A 20,978-nucleotide genomic window follows, 5' to 3' on the forward strand; every position below is an offset into this window, starting at 1 on the left:
ATATGTATAGTATGGCGGTGATTTCATTTTTAACAAAATAACTCTTTGATTTAACGTTTTTTATTATTACGTATAATATCGATATTTTCTGATACTTAATTGATACTTAATTGATACTTAATTGATACCAATATGATGTTGAAAAATTGAATTTATTGGATACTAATAATGTCACTCTGTTTGCTATTAAAATAACTATTTGATTATATGATATTTTTATTTGACTGATTGACAAAGGTACATGCCACCTAATACCAGATATTCGTCTTCTCCATTCAATGAACCTGCTATCAGCTTGGGGAAGTATAAAATTTTACTGGTAGGGACTTGGCAACAAATCACCTTGTCCCCAAAAATTTCTGCTTGGTATTGGTTATCACTAAATGAATTCATATTGTTAAGTAGTAGAGCACCTGCAAATTTTTCTCCAGCAGGAATTTGATAAAAATGATTAATATTGGAAATTCCCCGATACAAAGTTAGGTGTAAATGTGAATATTGAGTTTTAAGTTCATATTGGCAATAGCAATACAGGAGATCTAACTGAGATTCTAGGGCATTGCTATTATATAACCCGCGTACATAGTCCTTTAAGTAAATTTGATAACTTTGGTCAGAGACTCGTGTAATCATTCCTTTATGGTTTAGGGTGAGTAGGCCAAATCTAGACTCAACCCAACGCTTTATTACGGCAGCTTCAATACTGTCGGCATCAAACATCCAGCCTCTTAGTAAGCGTATGTAATCGGATTTATCGCGTTTGCTCCCCCGGTTCTTGGCGCTAAATCCAGCTTGCTCACTTTGTCCGAGTAAAAAGGCTGAGCGCATATAATATTGGAAATACGCGGCACGTTCTTGTGCGGTGTCGATGGTGGTTAAGTGACGGAAAAAATCTTTATGCAGATCGTGTACAAAATCGAGAATTAGCGGCACAGGATAGTGCTGATAAGTGCAGCTGCCTAAAATATTAGCAGGTAAATTACAGCGATTTAATGAACTAGCGGCAAAAGAAGGTAGAGTATGACAAAGTGAGTGAGAAACCACTGGGCGGGCAGGGTGTGTTGATGCGGTAAATGATTTAGTTTCACTCATGAATAGGTGACTCCATCATATCGTTTAAAAAATGGGTAAGCTCCGAGTCCTGTATATCGAGGTCATAGACTAGATAGCCCATAGATTAGCGCTTTTTAGTAAAAGGAAAGGATACTGATGTCAGAAAGGCAACAATATTATCGAGGATGTTTAGTTGGGTTAGCGGTTGGGGATGCACTAGGTACAACGGTTGAATTTCAAGCTCGAGGCAGTTTTACCCCGATGGTTGATTTGGTAGGGGGCGGTGTATTTCGCCTCAAAGCAGGGCAATGGACTGACGATACTTCGATGGCTCTCTGTTTAGCCGCTTCATTAATAGAGTGTGATGAGTTTAATGCCCACGATCAGATGAACCGATATTTACGTTGGTGGAAAGAAGGTTACATGAGTAGTAATGGCCGATGTTTTGATATTGGAGTTACCGTGTCAGAAGCATTGAATCAATTTTTGCATACCCAAGATCCATTTTCCGGCTCAACCCATCCTTTAGCGGCTGGCAATGGATCTCTGATGCGTTTAGCACCAATAGCACTGTATTATTCTGATATGAAAGAGCTTATCCACTATGCTGCAGAAAGTTCACGCACAACTCATGGTGCCAAAGAGTGCTTAGATGCGTGTTGCTATTACGCCACGCTGCTTAATCAAGCGTTATTAGGTAAAACTAAACAGCAGATTTTAAGTACCACCTTGTACCAGCCAATCACATCGAAGATTGCTTCGATTGGGCAACAAAAATACCGGGGAAAAAGTGTCGATGAGATAAAAGGGAGCGGTTATGTGGTTGACTGTTTGGAAGCCGCCCTGTGGTGTTTTTTTCACACGGAGAGTTATGCTGCTGCCGTTTTAGCCGCTGCAAATCTTGGTGATGATGCAGATACCACAGCTGCGGTATGTGGACAAATTGCGGGTGCGTATTACGGACTCGACAACATACCTCAACAATGGCGCCAATGCCTTGTTATGTATGATGAGATCGTCGCAATGGCGGACAAGTTGTCGGCCTGAGCAAATAGCGACTTCTTTCTGTAATCAAGCTTGATGTGTGCTCGTTAATGACACTCTTCATCTGACCTATTGAGGTTATTTGGGAGATGATATTGGTGCGTGAAGTAAAGTCATACCAAACTGATACGTAAAATAATCATAATGTTAGGTACTTTCTATATAAAAAGGCAGATATAGAAAGGTGAATTATGAATTTAGAAACAAAGGCAGTTGATGCGACACATCCATCAGCTGCCAAAACGGAAAACGCATCAATAGTCAATTCGTTTGACGAGCTGGCGAAAAAATATGCTGTGCTACCTAAATCGAACAAAGGGTACAGCCATCCTGCGCTTAATAAGGCGCTTCACTATATCTATAAGAATTATGCTAACCCGATTGATATGCCGACACTCGCGAGCAGTGCATGTATTAGTCAGTCGCATTTGTCCTATTTGTTTAAATATTATTTGGGAATGTCGTTTAAAAAGGTATTAATGCGGTTCCGTATCGCAAAATCTATGGAGCTTTTTGATAACAATCCGAGCTTACAAGTGACACAAGTATGTGATCAAGTGGGTTTCCCCGACTTGAGTTTTTTTGTTCGCAAATTTCATTTATATGTGGGTGTTAGCCCAAGTGTATATCGAGATGAGCATTGCCGCGGAGAAGATAAATCCGCTGTTTATTTGGACCTTAAAAACGCACTACAGCATTTTGGACATCTCGATGTGTAATTCTCATAAAAGGGAATAATAAGTCTGTGTATTGGTGAATAGATAAACTTGTCCTTTAGGTATAATACGGTTATGGAACAACCAGATATGACTAGATGGAAATCATGCTATGGAAAACATTAAAAATATTCTTTGTTTTGGTGACTCATTAACTTGGGGGTGGATCCCTCAGCCACACAGTGTTCCTTCTCAACGTTATGCTCTCGATAAACGCTGGACAGGTGTAATGGCACGGGCATTAGGCGCGCAGTTTAATGTGATAGAAGAAGGGCTCAATGCCCGCACAACTAATATTGATGATCCGCTGGATACTCGTGTAAATGGCGCGAACTATTTTCCTACTTCATTGGCCAGCCATTTGCCACTCGATCTCGTTATCATCATGCTAGGTACGAATGATACCAAACCGTCATTTAATCAAACGCCGCAGCGAATTGCAGAGGGAATGTCACTGCTTGTCAGTCAGGCACGTGGTAGCGCTGGTGGGATCGGTGCTGCCTATCCAGCACCGAAAGTATTGGTTGTGTCACCGCCGCCACTTGCGCCAATGCCAGATCCTTGGTTTGGGGTGATGTATGAAGGTGGTCATGAGAAAACATTGCAGCTACCTAAATACTACAAAATGATGGCAGATTTTATGAAAGTGATGTTCTTTGATGCAGGCTCTGTTGTTCGAACGGATGGCTGTGATGGCATTCATCTCAGCGAAGAAAGCAACAAAACGCTTGGATTAGCGATGGCGGAAAAGGTATTACAAATCTTCGAATAATGGATTTCTCATCGGCCGCGAAAGGTCATATTTGGGTATGACCTAATGATTTACCCAGTGCAGCATTGATGAATTAATGCCATTAAATTATCGAGTTGTTTTTCTATACGGCCATCGAGTGGATAACCAATATTGATCCGCAAACAGTCACTATAGCGATGAGACTCTGTGAAAATATCGCCAGTGCGGATATCAATTTTCTCGCGTTGTATGGCCAATTTAAATCGTGTGATATCAAGATGAGGAATTTGCATCCAGAGTACTAAGCCACCATCAGGTTGAGTGATTCGACTGCCCATGGGCAAATGTGTTGCCAAATAGAGGCTATAATCGCGTTTATTCTGGGCAAGGGTGTATTGAGCTTGTTTCAGGTGTTTTGCGTAATGACCTGAACAAATGAGATCAGAAATAGCGTATTGAAGAATGCCAGATACACCTTGGTAGTATTGCAAAAATGAGGCAAAGTATTTTCCTGGTTTACACCAGCCAAGCCGGTAATTAGGGGAAAGCGTTTTTGAGATAGAACTACACCAAATCACGTAGCCACTGGTATCGTAATAAGCGGCCGGCAAGTTTAATTCGTTCGAATGGCTTAATTCAAAATACACATCATCTTCAATCACGGGAATACGATAAGTCGCAGCCAAATTCGCTAAACGTTGCTTTTGTTGTGAGGAAAGAGTGATTCCTTGCGGGTTCATGTGAGTAGTACAAAAGAGTCCGGCTTGAATTTGATTGTCTCGTAATAGCTTTTCTAGTGCATCGAGATCAATGCCATCTTCATGGGAAGGAATTTCGATGAGGTTTAAATCGAGTTGGGCAATTAAATCCAGTAATCCATTGAAGCAGGGAGAGCTTACGGCAATGGTATCTCCCTTGTTGGTACATACCATTAGCGCCGTTTTTACGGCATCCATGCAACCGTGAGTGATCACCAGTTCGTTACTGTTCAATGCATAACCATTGGTTTGAAAATGCTCAGCGAGTGCATCACGTAGGTAGGGTTCGCCTTGTTGGGCTGGATATTGAGCAAAATGCCTTGTTTGAAACTGGATGGCTTTACGTAAACTGCGATCAAGACTGCGTTGAGTGTGATCATCCAATTCTAGGCAGGCCATCCCGAGTGCTCCTTGCGGGATAGATGCTTCTTTTAGTGGCCTTGATGGTGTGGTTCTTTCGGTGTCAAAGCTAGGCCAATGGGGTGATGGCAAAATCGTTGACGAGTGAGTAACGTAAAACCCAGCCTGTGGGCGTGCGGCTATCCAACCTTGCTTTTCAAGTTCCTCATAGCAACTGACTGCGGTTGAAACACTAATGCTGTGCTGTTTAGCAAATTGGCGCAACGACAACATACGAGCCCCGTTTTTTAGTCGGTTCTGCTGAATATCGTGTGACACTTTCGCTGCTAGCTGTTTGTACTTAAGCATAGTGGATTTAAATTGTACTGGTTAATTTTAGAAAATTGTATCTGTACTGATTTTGGAGAGCAAGAGATACTCATCAATAGGATAAGAATTACAGGAGAACGTGAGCAATGCAGGGGCGAGATATTTTATTGATCATTACCATCATGGTGATTTGGGGTGTCAATTTTGTCGCAATAAAAATGGGTGCCAGTGAGTTTGACCCATTTGTTATTACTGCGCTGCGTTTTTTCTTTGCCGCTTTCCCTTTGGTATTTTTTATTCAACGTCCTCAAGTGCCTAAACGATATTTTATCGCTTACGGCACAATATTTGGGACGGGGGTATGGGGAATGGCTGCCTGTTCCAATAGTTTCGGTTTGTCGGCGGGTATCACTTCAATATTGATGCAATTTGATGTGTTGACCAGCGTATTAGTGGGCGCATTAATTTATAAAGAAAAAATCACCAAGCAGATGGCAGTCGGTATGGTCATTGCTATGGTTGGGTTAACCGTTTCTATTGCCTATACCAACGGTAATATTACGCCAGTTGGACTTATCTTTATTTTTATTGCTTCATTGTGCTGGCCCCTAGCCAGTATTGTGATTCGTCAATCTGGTTCAACCACGCCATTTGCTTTTACTATTTGGGGAATGGTGTTTGCGCCTATTCCGTTGTTGATGTTGAGCCTGTTGATGAATGGCACCGAAGGTATCGTTACAACATTTAGCCACTGGAACAGTCATGCTTGGTTTTCGGTGCTGTTTCAAGCTTATCCCACTACCGTATTCGGCTACTGGGTGTGGAATAAAATGACGTTGAAATACCCAATGGCGCTGATTGCCCCAACAACACTAATGACCACTGTATTTGGATTAATTGGCGGATATGTCATTTATGATGAGCATTTAACCCAAGTTCAATGGGTGTCTTGTGCTCTATTTCTGGCTGGTATTGTTGTTGTCGTCTACCCAAGGAAAATCCGTAATACGGTCTCAGTGAGCCGATCTGTGTCGACAGAATCTTAATATGAAAAAGGCCAGCCACACGCGTATGTTAAGGCTGGCCTTTATCACTTTGGTCTATTAAGGTTGAGCTGCAAGGGTTTCTATCATGCGATAAACCGCGCTGATTTGGGGCGCTTTTTTATCAAAATAGTCAGAACCTGAATATCCCCAAAAATCCCAGCACCCTTTGGGATTGTAGGGTTCAACACTGGTTTCTCTTGGTGATACATGAAGCTGCGGATACAGCATGATAATGTTATTCGCGTTGGCATAGGCGTTGTACCCTGTACCGTTATAAAATTTATCGCCAATAACCGTCGCGCCTTGTTGGCAGCCATGAAATACCACATGCACGGCGCAAGATGTGCCCGTTTTACATTGCGGTGGAATGTACACATACCCAGTATCATCCATACCCGTCTTTTTTGCTTTGATGAATACCGATTGATTAAATGGAACGGCTTGTGGAAGGGGCGTTTGCGGCGTTTTATCTAAGTTTGGATAAATAGTTGCGAGTATGCGTTCGGCCTGAGAAAACCCACAATCATTGATAAATGGCGCTTTGCTGGTATTACATTTATTGGCTTGCTTGTTATTGACAATAAACGCGTGCCCAGCATTAACGGTTTTATCGTAGTTGATTTGTTTTTCCGATACCCCAAGTGCTTTATACAATTCAACCGCTTGATTCACGACAATGGTATTCACTGTAGAATCATTTTTGCCACTAAAAAAGTAGAAATGAGCCGATTCAAGACGTTGTAAGTCATCAATATCCCCATCTCTGGCTAGACCTTTTGTCACTCTAATAAGCTTTGATGTATTAGGCCCCATCTCTTTAAGTTGAGGTGCCATACAGGCCATAACAGCATTAGTTAAACCGGGCATCGGCCAAGATTGAGCACATAGGTATGGGCCACCAGCGACAATGCCGACTCCCGCCATAATTGATGAGTGTGAAAGATAGAGCTGACTTGCCATAAACCCGCCAGAGGATAAGCCAGACACTGATGTCTCATTGATATTGGCTCCAACTGAAGGAAGAGCGGGGGCGGCAGCATGTGCTGCCGCACTTATCCATGCGCAAGTCGTTAACGTGATAACAGACGTTTTAAGTGACGAAAAGATTCCCATATTAGCGGCTCATATTTTGTAACTTATTAATAAGTATATACCCAAGTTACGTTAATGAAGCTCTGAACCTTATCTCTTTAGGAGGTTTGGCTACAGAAGACTAATAATGGGAGCGGTGTATCATTAAGTCAATTTACAGCCAATTAGAATCGCTGCTTCACTTACCATGCTGTTTTCGATAAGCCGAGGGTGTGACTCCTGTAATCCGCGAAAACTCACGATTAAAGTTCGATTTAGTTTGAAATCCACTGCGCATAAAAATTTGCGTGATAGTCTCATCACTATCAACTAGTTCTTGCTTTGCATGGTCGATACGATACTCATTAATCAACTTGGAAATATTGCGCTGACAAATCTGGTTAATTGCTGTCGACAGCTGTTTGGCAGGAATTAGCAGCTTACGCGATAGTTTATTTAAGGTTAAATCAGGGTCGAGATACACAGATTTTTCGCTCATTAATGTTTCAAAAGCTAACACAATTTCTTTAGCCCGCTGTTCACTTAATGTTGCGTCTTCTTTGGGAAGTTTGGGTGCAGGACTGCGAGGAAGCTTGGTTAATTCATCCTGTACCGGTGTAGCAACACTTATCATGATAACCGCAACGCACAGCAGTGGTAACATGATTAAGTGACCGGTTGCCAAGATATACATTGCATCTTTTCCTTGGCGAAACCAAAAGTCTAACGACATCGAACAATCAATAAATGCAGAAAACAGTAACATCGCACCAGCAACTCTTGTTGCCTTTTTTACGCCATCCCACTGACCAAGAGAGACATTGTCTAATCGCTGTTCATTATGGCTAGTCACGATTAACGCTGCGCCATATCCGACATAAATAATAGTGATCAAAGCGTCCAAAGGGGCATGCCACCAATATTGTGTGAACAAGGCAATGATTACGACTGCTGGCCCACACAGATGGATATAGAATCTCATCAATTTTTGACCTGAGCCTTTCAGATAACAATACCAAGCGCAAACAGGGAGCAGTGATGCCATGATCGGCTGAACAATGCGAAATATTGCGAAGTCAAACGTCCAACGTAAACCAACCAAAGCTGTGGTTAATGAACAAAGTACAAGGAAAAAACACGGCACTTTAGCTTGCTCTGTTAGCCGAGTATAGAGCGTTATTGCCGCCAGTAAGAGCATAAGAGAAACCACAAATGGTACAGGAATCGCTAACATATTTATCCTTTTGAATATGCCATGTAGTGAGTAATCAACGGGTGTCAGCATACCTTTAATTGGGAATCGGAAGAAGATAAAAGCGGACTAAAACCGCTTTGACTACGTTCTAAAACCGGTTTGAGGACGTTTTAGAACCCAAACACAGCCATATTGTTCACATCAACTGACATAGAAGGTGTAAGGCAATGAACAGTTATTGGCAAGCGTGGCAGCGCTACTTCGACTTTAGAGGAAATTCGTCTCGAACCGATTTTTGGTGGTTTATGTTTTGGCATTTACTCATCACTTTAATATTGATTGTAATAGAAATATCGTTACAGCTTGAGTGGCCAGATGCGGTGTATGGCTTACTCAGTTTTGTTCCTATGATTGCTTATATTGCGAGACGTTTGCATGACTCAGGCCGTTCCGGTTGGTGGGGATATGTATTCTTTGTTCCGGCGATTGGCCCTATCTGGTTAATTATTTTGCTCGCGATGAAATCGACTACGTCGTTTTCAAGTAAGGAGTATGTATGATGCAATTTATAATCATGCTATTGATGATGCTTAGTCAGGTTCCTATCGCTTTGGCTAATCCAAGTGAGATGCAAAACCTAAAAGGCATAGTAAAGGCGAGCTCAATGGTGGAAGGCGAATTTTTTTGGATAAAAGGTAAAGTGGGTGAGGGGCGCTACTATTTTACCAATCCAGATGGGCAACAATGTTCAATCACTGTGGCTTTAGTCGTGGGTAGTAAGGCAGAAGCCTCGATTGGGATACATAGCGGCACTAACATCGTTATTGATGTATTGAATGAACAACTAAGTCAAGACATACAGCAAGGTCAGCCTATCACCAGTGAAGCATGGCAAATAGGCACTACTCAAAATATTGAGCACGCTGACGCTATCATAAAAACAGGTCTAAACCCGGAAGATGGCTTCATTATTAATTCTCGGCCTCGCTGGCGTTCGTGGTGGTTTGATAACGTGCCACAAAAGGTATGTCAAACTTATTCAAACCCATAAAAATGTAACCAAACGTATTTTTGGTGGTGGATAATAGGCGCGCAATGAACCAGCCTACATACAGGGTAGCTCTATGTGGCTAGCATTAATGGATATAAAGTGAGCCTATTTTCCTATTACCTGCGTAATTCCTGCTACATTTATCTATTGTGGTGAAACGATTAAGCCATAGTATTTCTGCGTCTTTGGGATCACAGAAATATTCAGCAGATTAGTGTGGTCTTGTGAGGGTTTCTGAATGTTCAGAAAGAAGAAAACTGAAACAACGCAGGTTAATAGCGTAGAAAAAATTGATAGTAGTGCGCTGGCATCGATGCGCCGATTTGTCGCGATGATAGAGTTTGATCCAACCGGTACAATTATTGAAGTTAATGATTTGTTTTTAGCCGCTGTTGGATATAGAAAAGAAGAATTGATCGGTCAAAGCCATAAAATATTTTGTACGCCAGAGTATACAAACAGTCCCGACTATAGGAAACACTGGCAAGACCTAGCCAATGGTAAAGAAAAATCGGGTAATTTTTTCCGCGTGCGTAAAGATGGCTCTCCTTTGATCATGGAAGCCACTTACTTCCCAATTACAGAAAATGGCAAAGTGACCCGTGTGATGAAAGTTGGTGCAGACATCACTGAAAAATTTAATTCTTATCAACGCACCATGGATATCTTTACCGCATTAAATAAAACGTATGCCGTGATTGAATTCGAGCCTGATGGGACGGTTACGTATGTTAATGATATTTTCTTAACGACGATGTCTTATCGCCGAGAACAAGTCGTTGGCAAGCATCATCGAATGTTTAGTTTTGATGACTTTTATCAGGACAACCCCAATTTTTGGCGTGATTTAGGGCAGGGAAAATCGAAGTCAGGTCGTTTTAAACGTAAATCCAGTTACGGTAATGAGGTGTGGCTTGAAGCAACTTATTGCCCAATTTTTGATGAGAAGGGCAAAGTTTACCGAGTGATTAAATTTGCGGTAGATATTACAAGTCATATTCAACGAGGTGAATCTTTACGTCAAGCAACGCATATTGCTCAAGATACATCGGTTGAAACCGCGAAAGTGGCCGAAGAAGGCAAACATGGTTTACGGACATGTGTCACGCTGTCAGACAAAATGAATGACAATGTTCAATCATCAATTGAAAAGTTAAATCAGTTAGTGACGCTTTCTGCAGATGTCTCCAATATCGTGAAAACGATTACGTCGATCGCAGAGCAGACTAACTTATTGGCACTGAACGCGGCAATTGAAGCGGCACGTGCCGGTGAGCACGGACGAGGATTCGCCGTGGTTGCAGATGAAGTGCGGCAATTAGCAACGCGTACTTCATCGTCGACAGATGAAATTAACCGAGTGGTGCAAAAGAACTTAACGTTAACTAATGATGTGGTTGAAACGATTCAAAGTGTGTCGAGTGTGTCATCCGAAACCAATGAACGTATTGAAGAAGTTTCATTGTTAATGGATAAAATTCACGAAGGAGCCGACCAAGTGTCTCAAGCGATTGAAGGCTTAGACTTGGGTCAATAAAGCCGACATTATGAATGGTAACGGCTTATAACTTTGACGTGTTTCCATAACGTTGCAGATGTCTGTGACGTGGTTTGAAAGGCCTGATTTCGATATTCAATCGGAGTTAGGTTTTTTCGTTGCGCTACCAAGTGCTAAGCAAGGGACATGCTATGGCAGCGGTTGAGGTATGCAATAGGTTACATCGAAATTATGGATTGCTCTCTGGATAAATAGCCAACACGTTCCACATCGCTTTGTTTGCTAGTTTGGTGAGTAGAAATAGCGTTGATGCTGAATAAGAACCATCGGGTTTATAGTTAGCGGTTAATAATAAGACATCTTCAATGTTGTCTTTATTGAAATCTGCTTTGGCGATAATCGATATGTCTTGTACTGCACCGTTAATATCAAAGATTCTAGCTTCGCCTTTTCTAGGAAAAGAAATTGATTTTATTTTTACGAAATCAGAATACTGGCTTTCTTCATTTTTATCTAAGGGCTTAGCTTGCTCGTTAGATATAACAAGCGCCGTCACCGCAGGAAAGTTTTTGATGTTATTTAAGTTTAAATGAAATCTTTTTAAGTACGACTTTCTAGCATTTTCAGAGTCACTGACGATTAAATTGATCGCCTTGCATTGAGTGTATATTGTTCGATATGAGTTTTTTTGCTCTAAATTTGACGTTTGGTATCCACTTTCAAAGGATTTTATCAGTGTTGGGCAGCTATCAATGAACAGTTGTTCATTGTTATCAATACGGACTGTAAACCCTTTACCTTTATCCCATTTCCCTTTAGCTTGATAGGATAAATTATATGCATAGTTCTTACTTGAAAAATATTGATTTATATTCAAATATTTATATATATGCTATTAAGTTCAGATGAATGTGCGAGATTAAAAACCGAAAATATAGTTGATGCAATGGTTATGAATACACTCGTTTTTCTCACAATGAACTTCCTTTTACAACATCCTTAATAAGGAATACAACATTATTGTTCTAATACACAATAAATAACATATATTTATGTCAAATTGCCAATAAAAATTCTTCTGATATATGCATAAGTCACTGCAAAATTCAGCTTCAGAGTGAATATAGCCTCTATTACATAAAGGGCTGATTTGACGATAGAGTTATTATTCATGTTCACTCTGTTGCATTATATATCGATGGAGGAGTTTCCAAGGTATATGGCACAGATAATGATCTTCTGGATGATGAGTAAGGTGGTGTTGATGTTCATCATCACTAGGCACAAAGTTAGTTAATGGTAAAACTTCAATAGCGATCTTATCTGCATCGTCACGCAGACCAATATAATTTTGAGCGCTCTGCAAATGTTGATCGTTTGTACTATAAATACCCGTGCGATATTTTAAGCCTACATCTTCTCCTTGTTGATTGACGCTGTAGGGATCGATGATTTCGAATAGGTGGTCAATCAGTTGTTCGACAGTTACCATCTGAGAATCAAATTCAATCCGTACACATTCAGCATAACCATCATAGGGGCTTTGAGTGGTATTGGCCGTCCCGTTTGCTCGCCCAGCTTCTGTTTTGATTACTCCCGGTACATATTTAATAAATTCTTGCACACCCCATAGGCAGCCACCGGCTAGGACAATTTCTTCCATCATATTCATTCATTGTTAACTCTTATTTGGAGGATATCAGGCTTGGCGATAAAACTTAATAATATACCCAAGTAACCTCAAGATGCTGTTTCAGCGAGAATGTATTCGCTCTTAGGCAAGGCACTGATTTGAAGACATAGTCATTCTACGTTAAAAATCTGTAACACAGCCTAGGAGCGAATAAAACTCGCCCTTTGGGAGCTCATCAACAAACCTATTTCTGTGCTCAATCACGTTAAAAGGGAATGACCATTCCTGCCGTGATTGAGCTTGACCTAGGCTCGTTGATGAAGCTCTGAATCCTGCATCTTGAGGTCATTTGGGTATATACCCACGCTTATAACGTTAGGCTCAGAGGTGAATAATTCAGCATTTTATTGCGCTAGGACAAATTTTAGCCACTCATGGGCATGTTAGATTGAAACTAAGTTGTGCGTTATAGCATACAAATAGTATTCAACAGCGGATGTTGTCGCGCTTTTTATGTGGTGTTGATACGACAACACGAGTGAAAGGGCAGACAAGCAGGGAGAAATGGTCATGTCAGTCAATGAACGAATCGAACGCTTAAGACAGAATTATGTTAATTCGAAACCTTCCATTTGTTACGAGCGTGCTCGTATTTACACCGAATCACATAAACGTACCGAAGGTCAGCCTGTCATTTTGCGCCGTGCACAGGCATTTTATGATTTTTGTGATCAATTTAATATTCAGATCTTTGCTGATGAATTAGTGGTCGGCACAGCGGGCAAATTTCGTCGTACTGGGATTTTGACACCAGAATTTTCTTGGCAATGGGTCGATAAGGAAATGGACAACTTCGATAAACGTCCGCAAGACCCTTATCAGATGACGGATGAACAGCGTGATTTTGTCCGAGCGAATGTGTTTCCTTATTGGAAAGGACAATCGTTAGAAGAGCATTTTTTGGCAGCACTGCCCAAGAGTACCGCACAAATTGTGGTCGATACTGGCATCGTCGATAACGATTCAAAATGGCGTCAAGCGGTGGGAGAAATTACGCCGGACTATCAAGACGTGTTGTTTAAATACGGCTTTAAAGGCGTGATTGAAAAGCTGGAAACTAAGATGGCAAGTTTGGATTATGCCAATAGTGTCGATATTGAAAAAATCCAAACTTGCCAAGCGAGTATTTTAACGTCGCAAGGGATTATCCGTTTCGCGCAGCGCTATGCTGCACTAGCTGAAAGCTTGGCGGAACAAGAAACCAATCTGGCTCGACAAACTGAATTGCGCACCATTGCCAAAGTGTGTGCCCGCGTGCCTAAGTTGCCACCACAATCTTTTCACGAAGCGATTCAGTTTGTTTGGTTTACTCAATTAGGCGGAATCATTTCAGAAAATCCGCTGGCGCTTAACCCTGGCCGATTCGACCAATATATGTATCCATATTACCAACATGATATGGAAAACGGCATTCTCACTAAAGATGATGCAAGAGAGCTTATTCAGGCGTTATGGCTTAAATTCTCTGAATGGGTGTGGACGATCTCGGCCAATACCGCGGGCTATTTTGCAGGTTACAACCAATTCCAAAACCTCACCGTGGGCGGAAAAAATCGTGATGGATCTGATGCGACCAACGAACTGACTTATCTGTGCTTAGAAGCAACCGATGCGGTGAAAACTCACCAACCGGGGTTGAGTGTGCGCGTACATGCAGATTGTCCGCCGGAATTTATGCAAGCCGTCACCGATTTAGTTAGTACCGGTACAGGATTCCCTGCAATTCATAATGACCAAGCAGGCACGCAAATGTTGTTGCAAGCGGGTTATGATGCGGAAGATGCTCGTGATTGGAGCAACTGCGGCTGTGTCGTACCGCATTTTCGCAAAACTGGTCAATGGACGTCTGCGGTGAATGTGAACTTTGCGGCTGCGATGGAATACGCACTCAATAATGGTAAAAGTCGTTTAACTGGCGAGCATATGGGTGACGACGTAGTCAGCGAGTTTACGAGTTATCAATCTGTAGAAGACGCTACGTTGTCACAAATTGGCCATCTGATTCGTCACTCGGTCATTTCCACATTGGTGGCGCAGCGACTGCATGAAGAGATGGTACCACGCCCATTCCTGTCGGCTTGTATTGAAGATTGTATTGAGACCGCAACCGATCTTTCCAAAGGCGGAGCAAAATACAATATCGGACCAGTATTAACTGGGATCGGCTTGGCGATTGTCGCTAACTCACTGGCGGTGATTAAGAAGCTAGTGTTTGAAGATAAAGTCACCACAATGGCAGAGCTTAATAAAGCGTTAGATTCCAACTGGGAAGGCTTTGAAGCACTGCGAGCCAAGGCGTTGGATGTGCCAAAATACGGTAATGATGACGATTATGTGGATGGTATCGCGCGCACTATTGCTAACTATTATTACCGCACCACCCGTGAATACCACGATATTTTTGGCTCGCGTTTTAACAGTGCCTTTATGGGGATTTCTAACTACATCCCAACCGGTCGTGTTGTGGGGGCTACGCCATGCGGACGTCTGGCTCGCCAGCCGATTACAGAAGGGGTTTCTCCATTTGCCGGCAGTGATGTGTGCAGCCCACTCGCCGCCATGCGATCAAGCGCGAAGATGAATCACGATGTGCACACTGGTGGCACGTTGCTGAACTTACGTTTAAGCGAAGATGTGGTAAAAACAGCCAAAGGACGCCGCGATTTAGGCAATATTATTCGTGCTTATTTCTCATTGGGTGCTTTCCATGTGCAGTTCAATACGCTTTCTACCGAGACACTGCGTAAAGCACAAAAAGATCCGGATCAATACCGAGATCTCTTAGTTCGGGTGGCGGGATATAGCACTCAGTTTGTGAACCTGTCGCCTGAGATGCAAGAGGCGATTATTGCCCGTTCGGCTCATGGAAGCTGTTGTTAATGAGAGGTACCTCTACTGAGGCAATATCATCGCCACAAGGGATAGTCCTGCAAATGCAGGATTATTCCATCCATGACGGTGATGGGGTCCGTACCACCATTTTCTTAGCGGGTTGCGCACTGCGTTGTCAGTGGTGTGCTAACCCTGAAACATGGACTGCTAAGCCAAAACTGGCGTATTACCCACACAAATGCAAAGATTGCCAAACCTGCGTTGGGCAATGTCCTCAAAAGCTTGATCCAAGGGCAGTGCAGCAAAGCACTAAAACCTGTGATCACTGCGGTTTGTGCGTTAAAGCCTGCCCCTCAAGAGCGCTTTCTCTGGCATGTACGCCAGCATCGGTCGATGAGGTGGTGGAGAAAATCAAACGCGATGAACTCTTTTTTCGCTATACCGAAGGTGGCGTAACGTTTTCTGGAGGAGAACCGTTTCTGCAGCCTGATTTTATTCGTGCTGTTATCGAGAAATGTGAACCACTAGGAATCAGTTTTTGGGCAGAAACTTGCGGCCATTTTAATTGGCGCAGTGCTGCTGACTTATTTGTTCATTTTGAACATTTGTTCTTTGATCTCAAAGTGATGGACTCTGCCAAACATAAGGAGGTCACTGGGCTTGGCAACGAACAAATATTAAAGAACGCAAAACGCATTTACGATCTCGGTGTACCCATGACGATTCGTATTCCGTTTATTCCAGAAGTGAATGGCGACGAAGCCAACTTGCGTGCCACCGCTGAATTTATGCAACACAATCTAGCGGGTTGTGCCATCGAACTCTTGCCTTATCACGAACTCGGCAAAGCCAAATATACCGCGTTTAAAATGCTGGATGAATTCCATTCTTATACGGTACCAAGTAGCGCAATACTGAAATGGGCATATGGCATTTTTAGTTTCTATGGCATAGGTGAGCGTTGATCTTCAATCTGTGATGGTTGCAGTTTGACCAACTCACTCTCTAGCCAAGTGGCAAATTCTTGTTCGAGTGGATTGCAGCTGTGATGCTGGCTGATCAGAACATAACGATGCCCAGAATCAATAAAACCAAACGGCGCAATCAGACGACCACTTTTGATATCATCGATAACTAAAGGGTAGGAACCGATGGCAACACCTAAGCCATCGGATGCTGCTTGCAAGCAAAAGTAAAAGTGCTCAAATGACTTCTCATTTGTTTCCGACAGGTAAGTATCTGTCGCGGTGAGCCAATCAGCCCAAGCGGTAGGGCGTGTATTGGAATGGAGTAAGGTGCAAGTACTTAAATCATCTTTAATTTTGCTCCAATACTCTGGTGAGGTGACGGGACCAACATATTCAGGGGTTAAAGAGTGCGCGGTATAATCTGGGTTGATCTCAAAGTCATCACGGCGAATGGCTAAGGATATATCATCGTCGTTAAGTGTCACTGGACCGCCAGCGGTCGAAAGACGTACATCAATGCCGGTTTGTTGATAAAAGCTTGCCAATCTTGGCATCAGCCAACGCATGGTTAACGTTGGTTCGCAGGATACGCTTAAATGAGCGTGATCCTTTTTCATTAAGGTATTTACTCCGTTACTCAGCGCACTGAATGCTTGGTTGGTGTATTGCTTGAGCAGCTTACCTTCAGTAGTCAGTAACATGTTCCTGCCTTTTTTATAAAACAATACTTGAGAGAGGTACTGTTCCAGCAATTTGATCTGCTTACTGACCGCGCCATGTGTTATGTGCAGTTTCTCAGCAGCATCACTATAACTGGATGAATCGGCAGTAATGTGAAATACATAAAAGGCTTTTAAATGTCTCATTCGTGAATTTTTCTCACAGTTAATGTCTGTTCTTTTCGATTATAACTAACTAAAAAATCGTTACAATTCCTTTAAATTGTTTAAAGGAATTGTGAATTTATGGAATGGTTAAGTTTTATTGTATTCGGACTTTTGATTGTGGTGAGTCCCGGTGCTGACTTTGTATTGGTATTTAAAACCAGTGCGCTGCAGGGTAGAAAAGCGGGCGTGTTAACCGCGCTTGGGATCGGCTTAGGTGTATGTGTTCATGTGACTTATTCTGTTATCGGAATCAGCCAGTTAGTGCAACATAATGTGTGGTTATTTAATTTAATCAAATATCTCGGAGCCGGTTATTTGGTGTACTTAGGTGTGAAGGGGCTATTTCAGTCTAAGTTTCATTTAGCTGTTCCTAGCAAAGGGGATTTGCACTCTAATACATCAAAAGCGCGCACTGCTATCCTGCAAGGATTCTTGTGTAATTTACTTAATCCCAAAACCATGCTGTTTTTTCTTAGTGTGTTTAGTCAATTGATCGCGAATCAACCGAATGGAGAGACTGTTTACGTGATTGTTTATGGTGTTTATATCGCTCTGCTGCATTCACTATGGTTTGCCGCTGTTGCTTATTGGTTAACATCAGCGACCGTTTCTACTTGGATGACGCGTTTCGGGCATCGAATTAATCAATTGTGCAGTGCAGGGCTTATCTCGTTTGGCGTATTGTTAACGCTCAACCGCTAGTATTAGGTTTGTTCGTTGGTTTGATAGTTTTTTTGTTTTGCTTTTTTCAGCATTAATGTCAGTCCTGACGCGACAATCATTAAACCACCGATTAAAGTCGCTGATGTCGGGATCTCGTCAAACCACCAATAACCCACTAAACACGCAAAAACAATTTGAAAGTAAAACAGCGGTGCAAGATAGCTCGCTTCTGCAACTTGCATCGCTTTGATTAAACAAAATTGTGAAATGATGGTAACGGTTGGCACTGCGAGAAGGTAGGGCCAATCTTGCCACTCTGGCATTTTCCACCATTCTGGATTAATACCAAGCAGTAATGTTGATACTAATCCTAAGATACTAAATGTATTAATAAAAATGGAAATAAATTGTACATTACCATTAATCATTTTGGTCGCTAAGTTATAACTCGTTGCTGCAAATACGATAAGCAGTGGCAATAAATACATCAAGTCAAAGGTTGTCGATAACCCAGGTTGCAGTATCACCATCACCCCACTAAAACTAAGCACAGTTGAAATGATGCGTCGTGAAGAAATGGCTTCTTTAAAAAATACAATGCCAGCAATCATGTACGCAACTGGGCCAAGTTGAGCGATCATAATGTAAGTGTTTAATGGAATGACTTTTAATGCGATGACAGAGGCGAGTGCACAAAACAAAAACAGCGCAGATCGAACAATCAGCCAGCGTTCAGTAGCTTTTATCGCGATAACAAACTCTTTGCGCAGAAAGACGATCATCAGCACAGCGGGAATTGCAAACCGAAACCACAAGATTTCCATCGGATGGTAATCGTGCTGCATTAGGTATTTGTCTGAGCTGTCTTTGATAGTAAGTGTGAAGGTGGCAAGCAATACAAGTAATGCGCCGAGTGTATTATTATGTTTTGTATTCACAGATAATTGAATTTTGTTCGTATAAAGTTGAATTATGTTATCAGCTATTTCACGGATATTCATGCGTGAAGCTGAGCGGCTTTTTGTCGTTTTTAGCGGTTATGTGACGTCAGTCATACATCTTCTTATCCAGTGAATATCTATCTTAACTCGCAAAATTCGAGGCAGTGGACAAATATTTGACCACATAGTGAGGAAATTCGTGGATTTATGCAGCAAAAATGACCTCTTGTGCCAAAATTAACCTATCTTATTAATCAGGTATATGAAGAGTTCGGATTAGGATTGGCTCGGTAAACTGAATGATGATTAAACCCTCTGATTATTCTGCGGTGTATAAAGAAGCGCTGGCGCAATTAAAAACGGCCAGTGTGGAGCAATTGCCCGAACTACAGTCTTTGATTAAGGTCACTGCTGATACCTTCAATTGCCCAATGGCAACGTTATCTCTATGTGATGACCATGCTAATAATCCTACCCAAATTTTTATTTCCTCAGTCGGTATTGAAGAAAAGGGCATTGATAGCCCCAATTCGTTTGGTCGTTATATTGTTAACAACAAACAGCGCCTAGTGGTACAAGATGCCGTCAAAGACCCTCGCTTTAAAGATAATCCTTATGTGCAAAAAGAAATGATTCGGTCTTGTGCTGGCTTTCCTATTTGCATTGACCCGGAGGTGGTCGTCGGCTCTCTAAATGTGTTTGATAATCAAATCCGCGCGTTTGATGATAATGATATCGAACAACTAGGCCGCTTAGCTCAAATTGTTGAAGGGTTACTTCGCTCAAATCTTAATTACCTTCAAGCTAAGATTGCTTTTGAGGAAGTGGAATTTCAGCGTGTTTTGCTGGCGAGAAAAGAAGAGTTATTTAACGAGCTAGAAAAGGTGTCCGGTGTTGGTGGTTGGGAATACGACATGGAAAGCGATGAGCTGGTATGGACAAAGCAAACTCGCGAAATCGTCGGGGTTGAAGCGGATTTTGAACCGACACTCACCAGTGGTTTTGATTATTTTGCACCGGAGGCTCGTGACATTATTGAAGAAACGGTAAACCGAGCAATGGTCACTGATGGTAAGTGGTCAAGTGAACTGCCGTTTATTAATGCAAAAGGTAGACACATGTGGGTGAGAACCACAGGGCAAGGTATCTATAAACAAGGAAAAATGTGTCGTTTGATTGGCTCTTTTCAAGATGTGTCAGAGCGTAAGTTTATCGAACAGAAGATGAATGAAAACGAGCGGTTGATGCAATCACAAAATAGTGAGTTATCGGCCATTGTGGCCAATATTCCTAATGGGGTAGCGGTTTATGATGCACGTGGTTTGCTCAAGTATTGGAACGAACAACATATTAAAGTTTATCGTAAAGAGTCTTCTCAAATGAAAGTCAGAAACTCATTTCGAGAGTTTCTACGCACTCGTTACGAACGACAAGAAACGGCAGATAGTCCTGATGAACTAATGGAAAGAATGTACGACGCTTTTGATGCCAGTGAAACACTGCGCACCATCTATTACTTAAAATCGGGTGAAATCGTTGAAGCATTGTATAGCCAGTTGCCAGACCGAGGATGGATTATCACATCGGAAGATATTACGGCTCAGGAGCGCAGCCGAGAAGAAATCGAATATGCCGCACACCATGACATTTTAACGGGTTTAGCAAACCGTACCCGTTTTAATCATTATGGCGATACACTGATGTCAGCAAAAGAGTCGGATGAGTGCCAACATCTGTTGATGTTAATTGATTTAGACCTGTTCAAGGAAGTGAACGATACCTACGGCCATTCCGCTGGTGACGATGTACTCAAAGAAGTCGCAAAACGGCTATTTAATGAGGTCGAGAGTGACGATTTAGCCTGCCGGTTTGGGGGAGATGAATTTGCCATAATCTTGAGTGGGCAAAACGAGATTATTAAACGTGCTGAAAGTGTAGCGAAGAATATTGTCAAGGCGATTGCTCAGCCATTTTATGTGGCGGAGCACGAACTTACGATTGGTATTAGCATCGGCATGTGCGTGATTGCCAGCCAAGACAGTAAGTTAAATGAAGCTCTAAAACACGCCGATATTGCTTTGTATGCAGTAAAAAATGCCGGTCGTAATGGTTATCGCTTTTATGACCCATCTATGGTTGATGATAGACGAGAAAAATAAC

At 42.1% G+C, this 20,978-nt stretch carries 19 protein-coding genes; 11 read left to right on the forward strand and 8 right to left on the reverse strand.

The window, feature by feature from the left end:
* Positions 1-216 precede the first annotated feature (216 nt).
* Positions 217-1,092, reverse strand: a complete 876-nt coding sequence (locus tag F9817_RS20495; protein WP_202436536.1) for an NAD(+)--dinitrogen-reductase ADP-D-ribosyltransferase — start codon at positions 1,090-1,092, stop codon at positions 217-219.
* Between the two features lie 117 nt (positions 1,093-1,209).
* On the opposite strand from F9817_RS20495, the gene F9817_RS20500 reads away from it, so the two are divergent.
* From F9817_RS20500 to F9817_RS20510, 3 genes are all read left to right on the forward strand, one after another.
* Entirely contained in the window at positions 1,210-2,100 is an 891-nt protein-coding gene (locus F9817_RS20500; RefSeq protein ID WP_161158056.1) for an ADP-ribosylglycohydrolase family protein, read from the forward strand.
* Between the two features lie 188 nt (positions 2,101-2,288).
* Entirely contained in the window at positions 2,289-2,816 is a 528-nt protein-coding gene (locus F9817_RS20505) for a helix-turn-helix domain-containing protein (RefSeq protein ID WP_161158057.1), read from the forward strand.
* A 109-nt stretch (positions 2,817-2,925) separates the two neighbouring features.
* Entirely contained in the window at positions 2,926-3,585 is a 660-nt protein-coding gene (locus F9817_RS20510) for an SGNH/GDSL hydrolase family protein (protein ID WP_161158058.1), read from the forward strand.
* Between the two features lie 50 nt (positions 3,586-3,635).
* Here the strand turns inward: F9817_RS20510 and F9817_RS20515 are convergent, their stop codons facing one another.
* Positions 3,636-5,012, reverse strand: a complete 1,377-nt coding sequence (locus F9817_RS20515; protein WP_161158059.1) for an aminotransferase-like domain-containing protein — start codon at positions 5,010-5,012, stop codon at positions 3,636-3,638.
* A gap of 107 nt (positions 5,013-5,119) precedes the next feature.
* Here F9817_RS20515 and F9817_RS20520 point away from each other — a divergent pair, with 107 nt between their 5' ends.
* On the forward strand, positions 5,120-6,019 hold the full coding sequence (locus F9817_RS20520; RefSeq protein WP_161158060.1) for an EamA family transporter: 900 nt from the start codon (positions 5,120-5,122) through the stop codon (positions 6,017-6,019).
* Between the two features lie 57 nt (positions 6,020-6,076).
* Here the strand turns inward: F9817_RS20520 and F9817_RS20525 are convergent, their stop codons facing one another.
* Both F9817_RS20525 and F9817_RS20530 read right to left on the reverse strand, forming a co-directional pair.
* Positions 6,077-7,132, reverse strand: coding sequence for an extracellular catalytic domain type 2 short-chain-length polyhydroxyalkanoate depolymerase (locus F9817_RS20525; protein WP_161158061.1), 1,056 nt, complete (start codon positions 7,130-7,132; stop codon positions 6,077-6,079).
* A gap of 157 nt (positions 7,133-7,289) precedes the next feature.
* Positions 7,290-8,324 (reverse strand): helix-turn-helix domain-containing protein, encoded by a 1,035-nt coding sequence (locus tag F9817_RS20530; RefSeq protein ID WP_161158062.1) that lies wholly within the window; start codon positions 8,322-8,324, stop codon positions 7,290-7,292.
* A gap of 188 nt (positions 8,325-8,512) precedes the next feature.
* Here F9817_RS20530 and F9817_RS20535 point away from each other — a divergent pair, with 188 nt between their 5' ends.
* From F9817_RS20535 to F9817_RS20545, 3 genes are all read left to right on the forward strand, one after another.
* Positions 8,513-8,845: a DUF805 domain-containing protein gene (locus F9817_RS20535; RefSeq protein WP_161158063.1), complete on the forward strand. Its 333-nt coding sequence runs from the start codon at positions 8,513-8,515 to the stop codon at positions 8,843-8,845.
* The gene (locus tag F9817_RS20540; RefSeq protein ID WP_161158064.1) at positions 8,842-9,336 is read left to right on the forward strand and encodes a hypothetical protein; all 495 of its coding nucleotides are present in this window, start codon (positions 8,842-8,844) and stop codon (positions 9,334-9,336) included. Before F9817_RS20535 ends, F9817_RS20540 begins: the two co-directional genes overlap by 4 nt.
* Positions 9,337-9,574: 238 nt before the next feature.
* Positions 9,575-10,873 (forward strand): methyl-accepting chemotaxis protein, encoded by a 1,299-nt coding sequence (locus F9817_RS20545; protein ID WP_161158065.1) that lies wholly within the window; start codon positions 9,575-9,577, stop codon positions 10,871-10,873.
* Between the two features lie 190 nt (positions 10,874-11,063).
* Here F9817_RS20545 and F9817_RS20550 read toward each other — a convergent pair whose 3' ends face one another.
* Positions 11,064-11,711 carry a hypothetical protein gene (locus F9817_RS20550; RefSeq protein ID WP_161158066.1) on the reverse strand — a complete coding sequence of 216 codons (648 nt, stop codon included), beginning with the start codon at positions 11,709-11,711 and terminating at the stop codon, positions 11,064-11,066.
* Between the two features lie 288 nt (positions 11,712-11,999).
* The gene (locus F9817_RS20555) at positions 12,000-12,497 is read right to left on the reverse strand and encodes a peptide-methionine (S)-S-oxide reductase (RefSeq protein ID WP_161158079.1); all 498 of its coding nucleotides are present in this window, start codon (positions 12,495-12,497) and stop codon (positions 12,000-12,002) included.
* 540 nt (positions 12,498-13,037) lie between these two features.
* On the opposite strand from F9817_RS20555, the gene F9817_RS20560 reads away from it, so the two are divergent.
* On the forward strand, positions 13,038-15,407 hold the full coding sequence (locus tag F9817_RS20560; RefSeq protein ID WP_161158067.1) for a glycyl radical protein: 2,370 nt from the start codon (positions 13,038-13,040) through the stop codon (positions 15,405-15,407).
* Entirely contained in the window at positions 15,407-16,324 is a 918-nt protein-coding gene (locus tag F9817_RS20565) for a glycyl-radical enzyme activating protein (RefSeq protein ID WP_161158068.1), read from the forward strand. Before F9817_RS20560 ends, F9817_RS20565 begins: the two co-directional genes overlap by 1 nt.
* On the opposite strand, the gene F9817_RS20570 is transcribed toward F9817_RS20565, so the two are convergent.
* Positions 16,303-17,193 (reverse strand): LysR substrate-binding domain-containing protein, encoded by an 891-nt coding sequence (locus F9817_RS20570; RefSeq protein WP_161158069.1) that lies wholly within the window; start codon positions 17,191-17,193, stop codon positions 16,303-16,305. The genes F9817_RS20565 and F9817_RS20570 overlap by 22 nt on opposite strands.
* A gap of 99 nt (positions 17,194-17,292) precedes the next feature.
* Between F9817_RS20570 and F9817_RS20575 the strand changes: the two genes are divergently transcribed.
* Positions 17,293-17,916, forward strand: a complete 624-nt coding sequence (locus F9817_RS20575) for a LysE family translocator (RefSeq protein ID WP_161158070.1) — start codon at positions 17,293-17,295, stop codon at positions 17,914-17,916.
* A gap of 2 nt (positions 17,917-17,918) precedes the next feature.
* Here the strand turns inward: F9817_RS20575 and F9817_RS20580 are convergent, their stop codons facing one another.
* A complete protein-coding gene (locus tag F9817_RS20580) occupies positions 17,919-18,815 on the reverse strand; it encodes an EamA family transporter (protein ID WP_161158071.1) in 897 nt (298 codons plus the stop codon).
* A gap of 302 nt (positions 18,816-19,117) precedes the next feature.
* Here F9817_RS20580 and F9817_RS20585 point away from each other — a divergent pair, with 302 nt between their 5' ends.
* Positions 19,118-20,977: a sensor domain-containing diguanylate cyclase gene (locus F9817_RS20585; RefSeq protein WP_161158072.1), complete on the forward strand. Its 1,860-nt coding sequence runs from the start codon at positions 19,118-19,120 to the stop codon at positions 20,975-20,977.
* Position 20,978 lies beyond the last annotated feature (1 nt).

Source organism: Vibrio eleionomae (genome assembly GCF_009874545.1).
Lineage (GTDB): Bacteria > Pseudomonadota > Gammaproteobacteria > Enterobacterales > Vibrionaceae > Vibrio > Vibrio nitrifigilis.

Excerpts from the sequence above, each read along its gene's own strand:
- F9817_RS20495 (WP_202436536.1), bottom strand. The coding sequence starts at position 1,092 with ATGAGTGAAACTAAATCATTTACCGCATCAACACACCCTGCCCGCCCA.
- F9817_RS20500 (WP_161158056.1), top strand. The coding sequence starts at position 1,210 with ATGTCAGAAAGGCAACAATATTATCGAGGATGTTTAGTTGGGTTAGCG.
- F9817_RS20505 (WP_161158057.1), top strand. The coding sequence starts at position 2,289 with ATGAATTTAGAAACAAAGGCAGTTGATGCGACACATCCATCAGCTGCC.
- F9817_RS20510 (WP_161158058.1), top strand. The coding sequence starts at position 2,926 with ATGGAAAACATTAAAAATATTCTTTGTTTTGGTGACTCATTAACTTGG.
- F9817_RS20515 (WP_161158059.1), bottom strand. The coding sequence starts at position 5,012 with ATGCTTAAGTACAAACAGCTAGCAGCGAAAGTGTCACACGATATTCAG.
- F9817_RS20520 (WP_161158060.1), top strand. The coding sequence starts at position 5,120 with ATGCAGGGGCGAGATATTTTATTGATCATTACCATCATGGTGATTTGG.
- F9817_RS20525 (WP_161158061.1), bottom strand. The coding sequence starts at position 7,132 with ATGGGAATCTTTTCGTCACTTAAAACGTCTGTTATCACGTTAACGACT.
- F9817_RS20530 (WP_161158062.1), bottom strand. The coding sequence starts at position 8,324 with ATGTTAGCGATTCCTGTACCATTTGTGGTTTCTCTTATGCTCTTACTG.
- F9817_RS20535 (WP_161158063.1), top strand. The coding sequence starts at position 8,513 with ATGAACAGTTATTGGCAAGCGTGGCAGCGCTACTTCGACTTTAGAGGA.
- F9817_RS20540 (WP_161158064.1), top strand. The coding sequence starts at position 8,842 with ATGATGCAATTTATAATCATGCTATTGATGATGCTTAGTCAGGTTCCT.
- F9817_RS20545 (WP_161158065.1), top strand. The coding sequence starts at position 9,575 with ATGTTCAGAAAGAAGAAAACTGAAACAACGCAGGTTAATAGCGTAGAA.
- F9817_RS20555 (WP_161158079.1), bottom strand. The coding sequence starts at position 12,497 with ATGGAAGAAATTGTCCTAGCCGGTGGCTGCCTATGGGGTGTGCAAGAA.
- F9817_RS20560 (WP_161158067.1), top strand. The coding sequence starts at position 13,038 with ATGTCAGTCAATGAACGAATCGAACGCTTAAGACAGAATTATGTTAAT.
- F9817_RS20565 (WP_161158068.1), top strand. The coding sequence starts at position 15,407 with ATGAGAGGTACCTCTACTGAGGCAATATCATCGCCACAAGGGATAGTC.
- F9817_RS20570 (WP_161158069.1), bottom strand. The coding sequence starts at position 17,193 with ATGAGACATTTAAAAGCCTTTTATGTATTTCACATTACTGCCGATTCA.
- F9817_RS20575 (WP_161158070.1), top strand. The coding sequence starts at position 17,293 with ATGGAATGGTTAAGTTTTATTGTATTCGGACTTTTGATTGTGGTGAGT.
- F9817_RS20585 (WP_161158072.1), top strand. The coding sequence starts at position 19,118 with ATGATGATTAAACCCTCTGATTATTCTGCGGTGTATAAAGAAGCGCTG.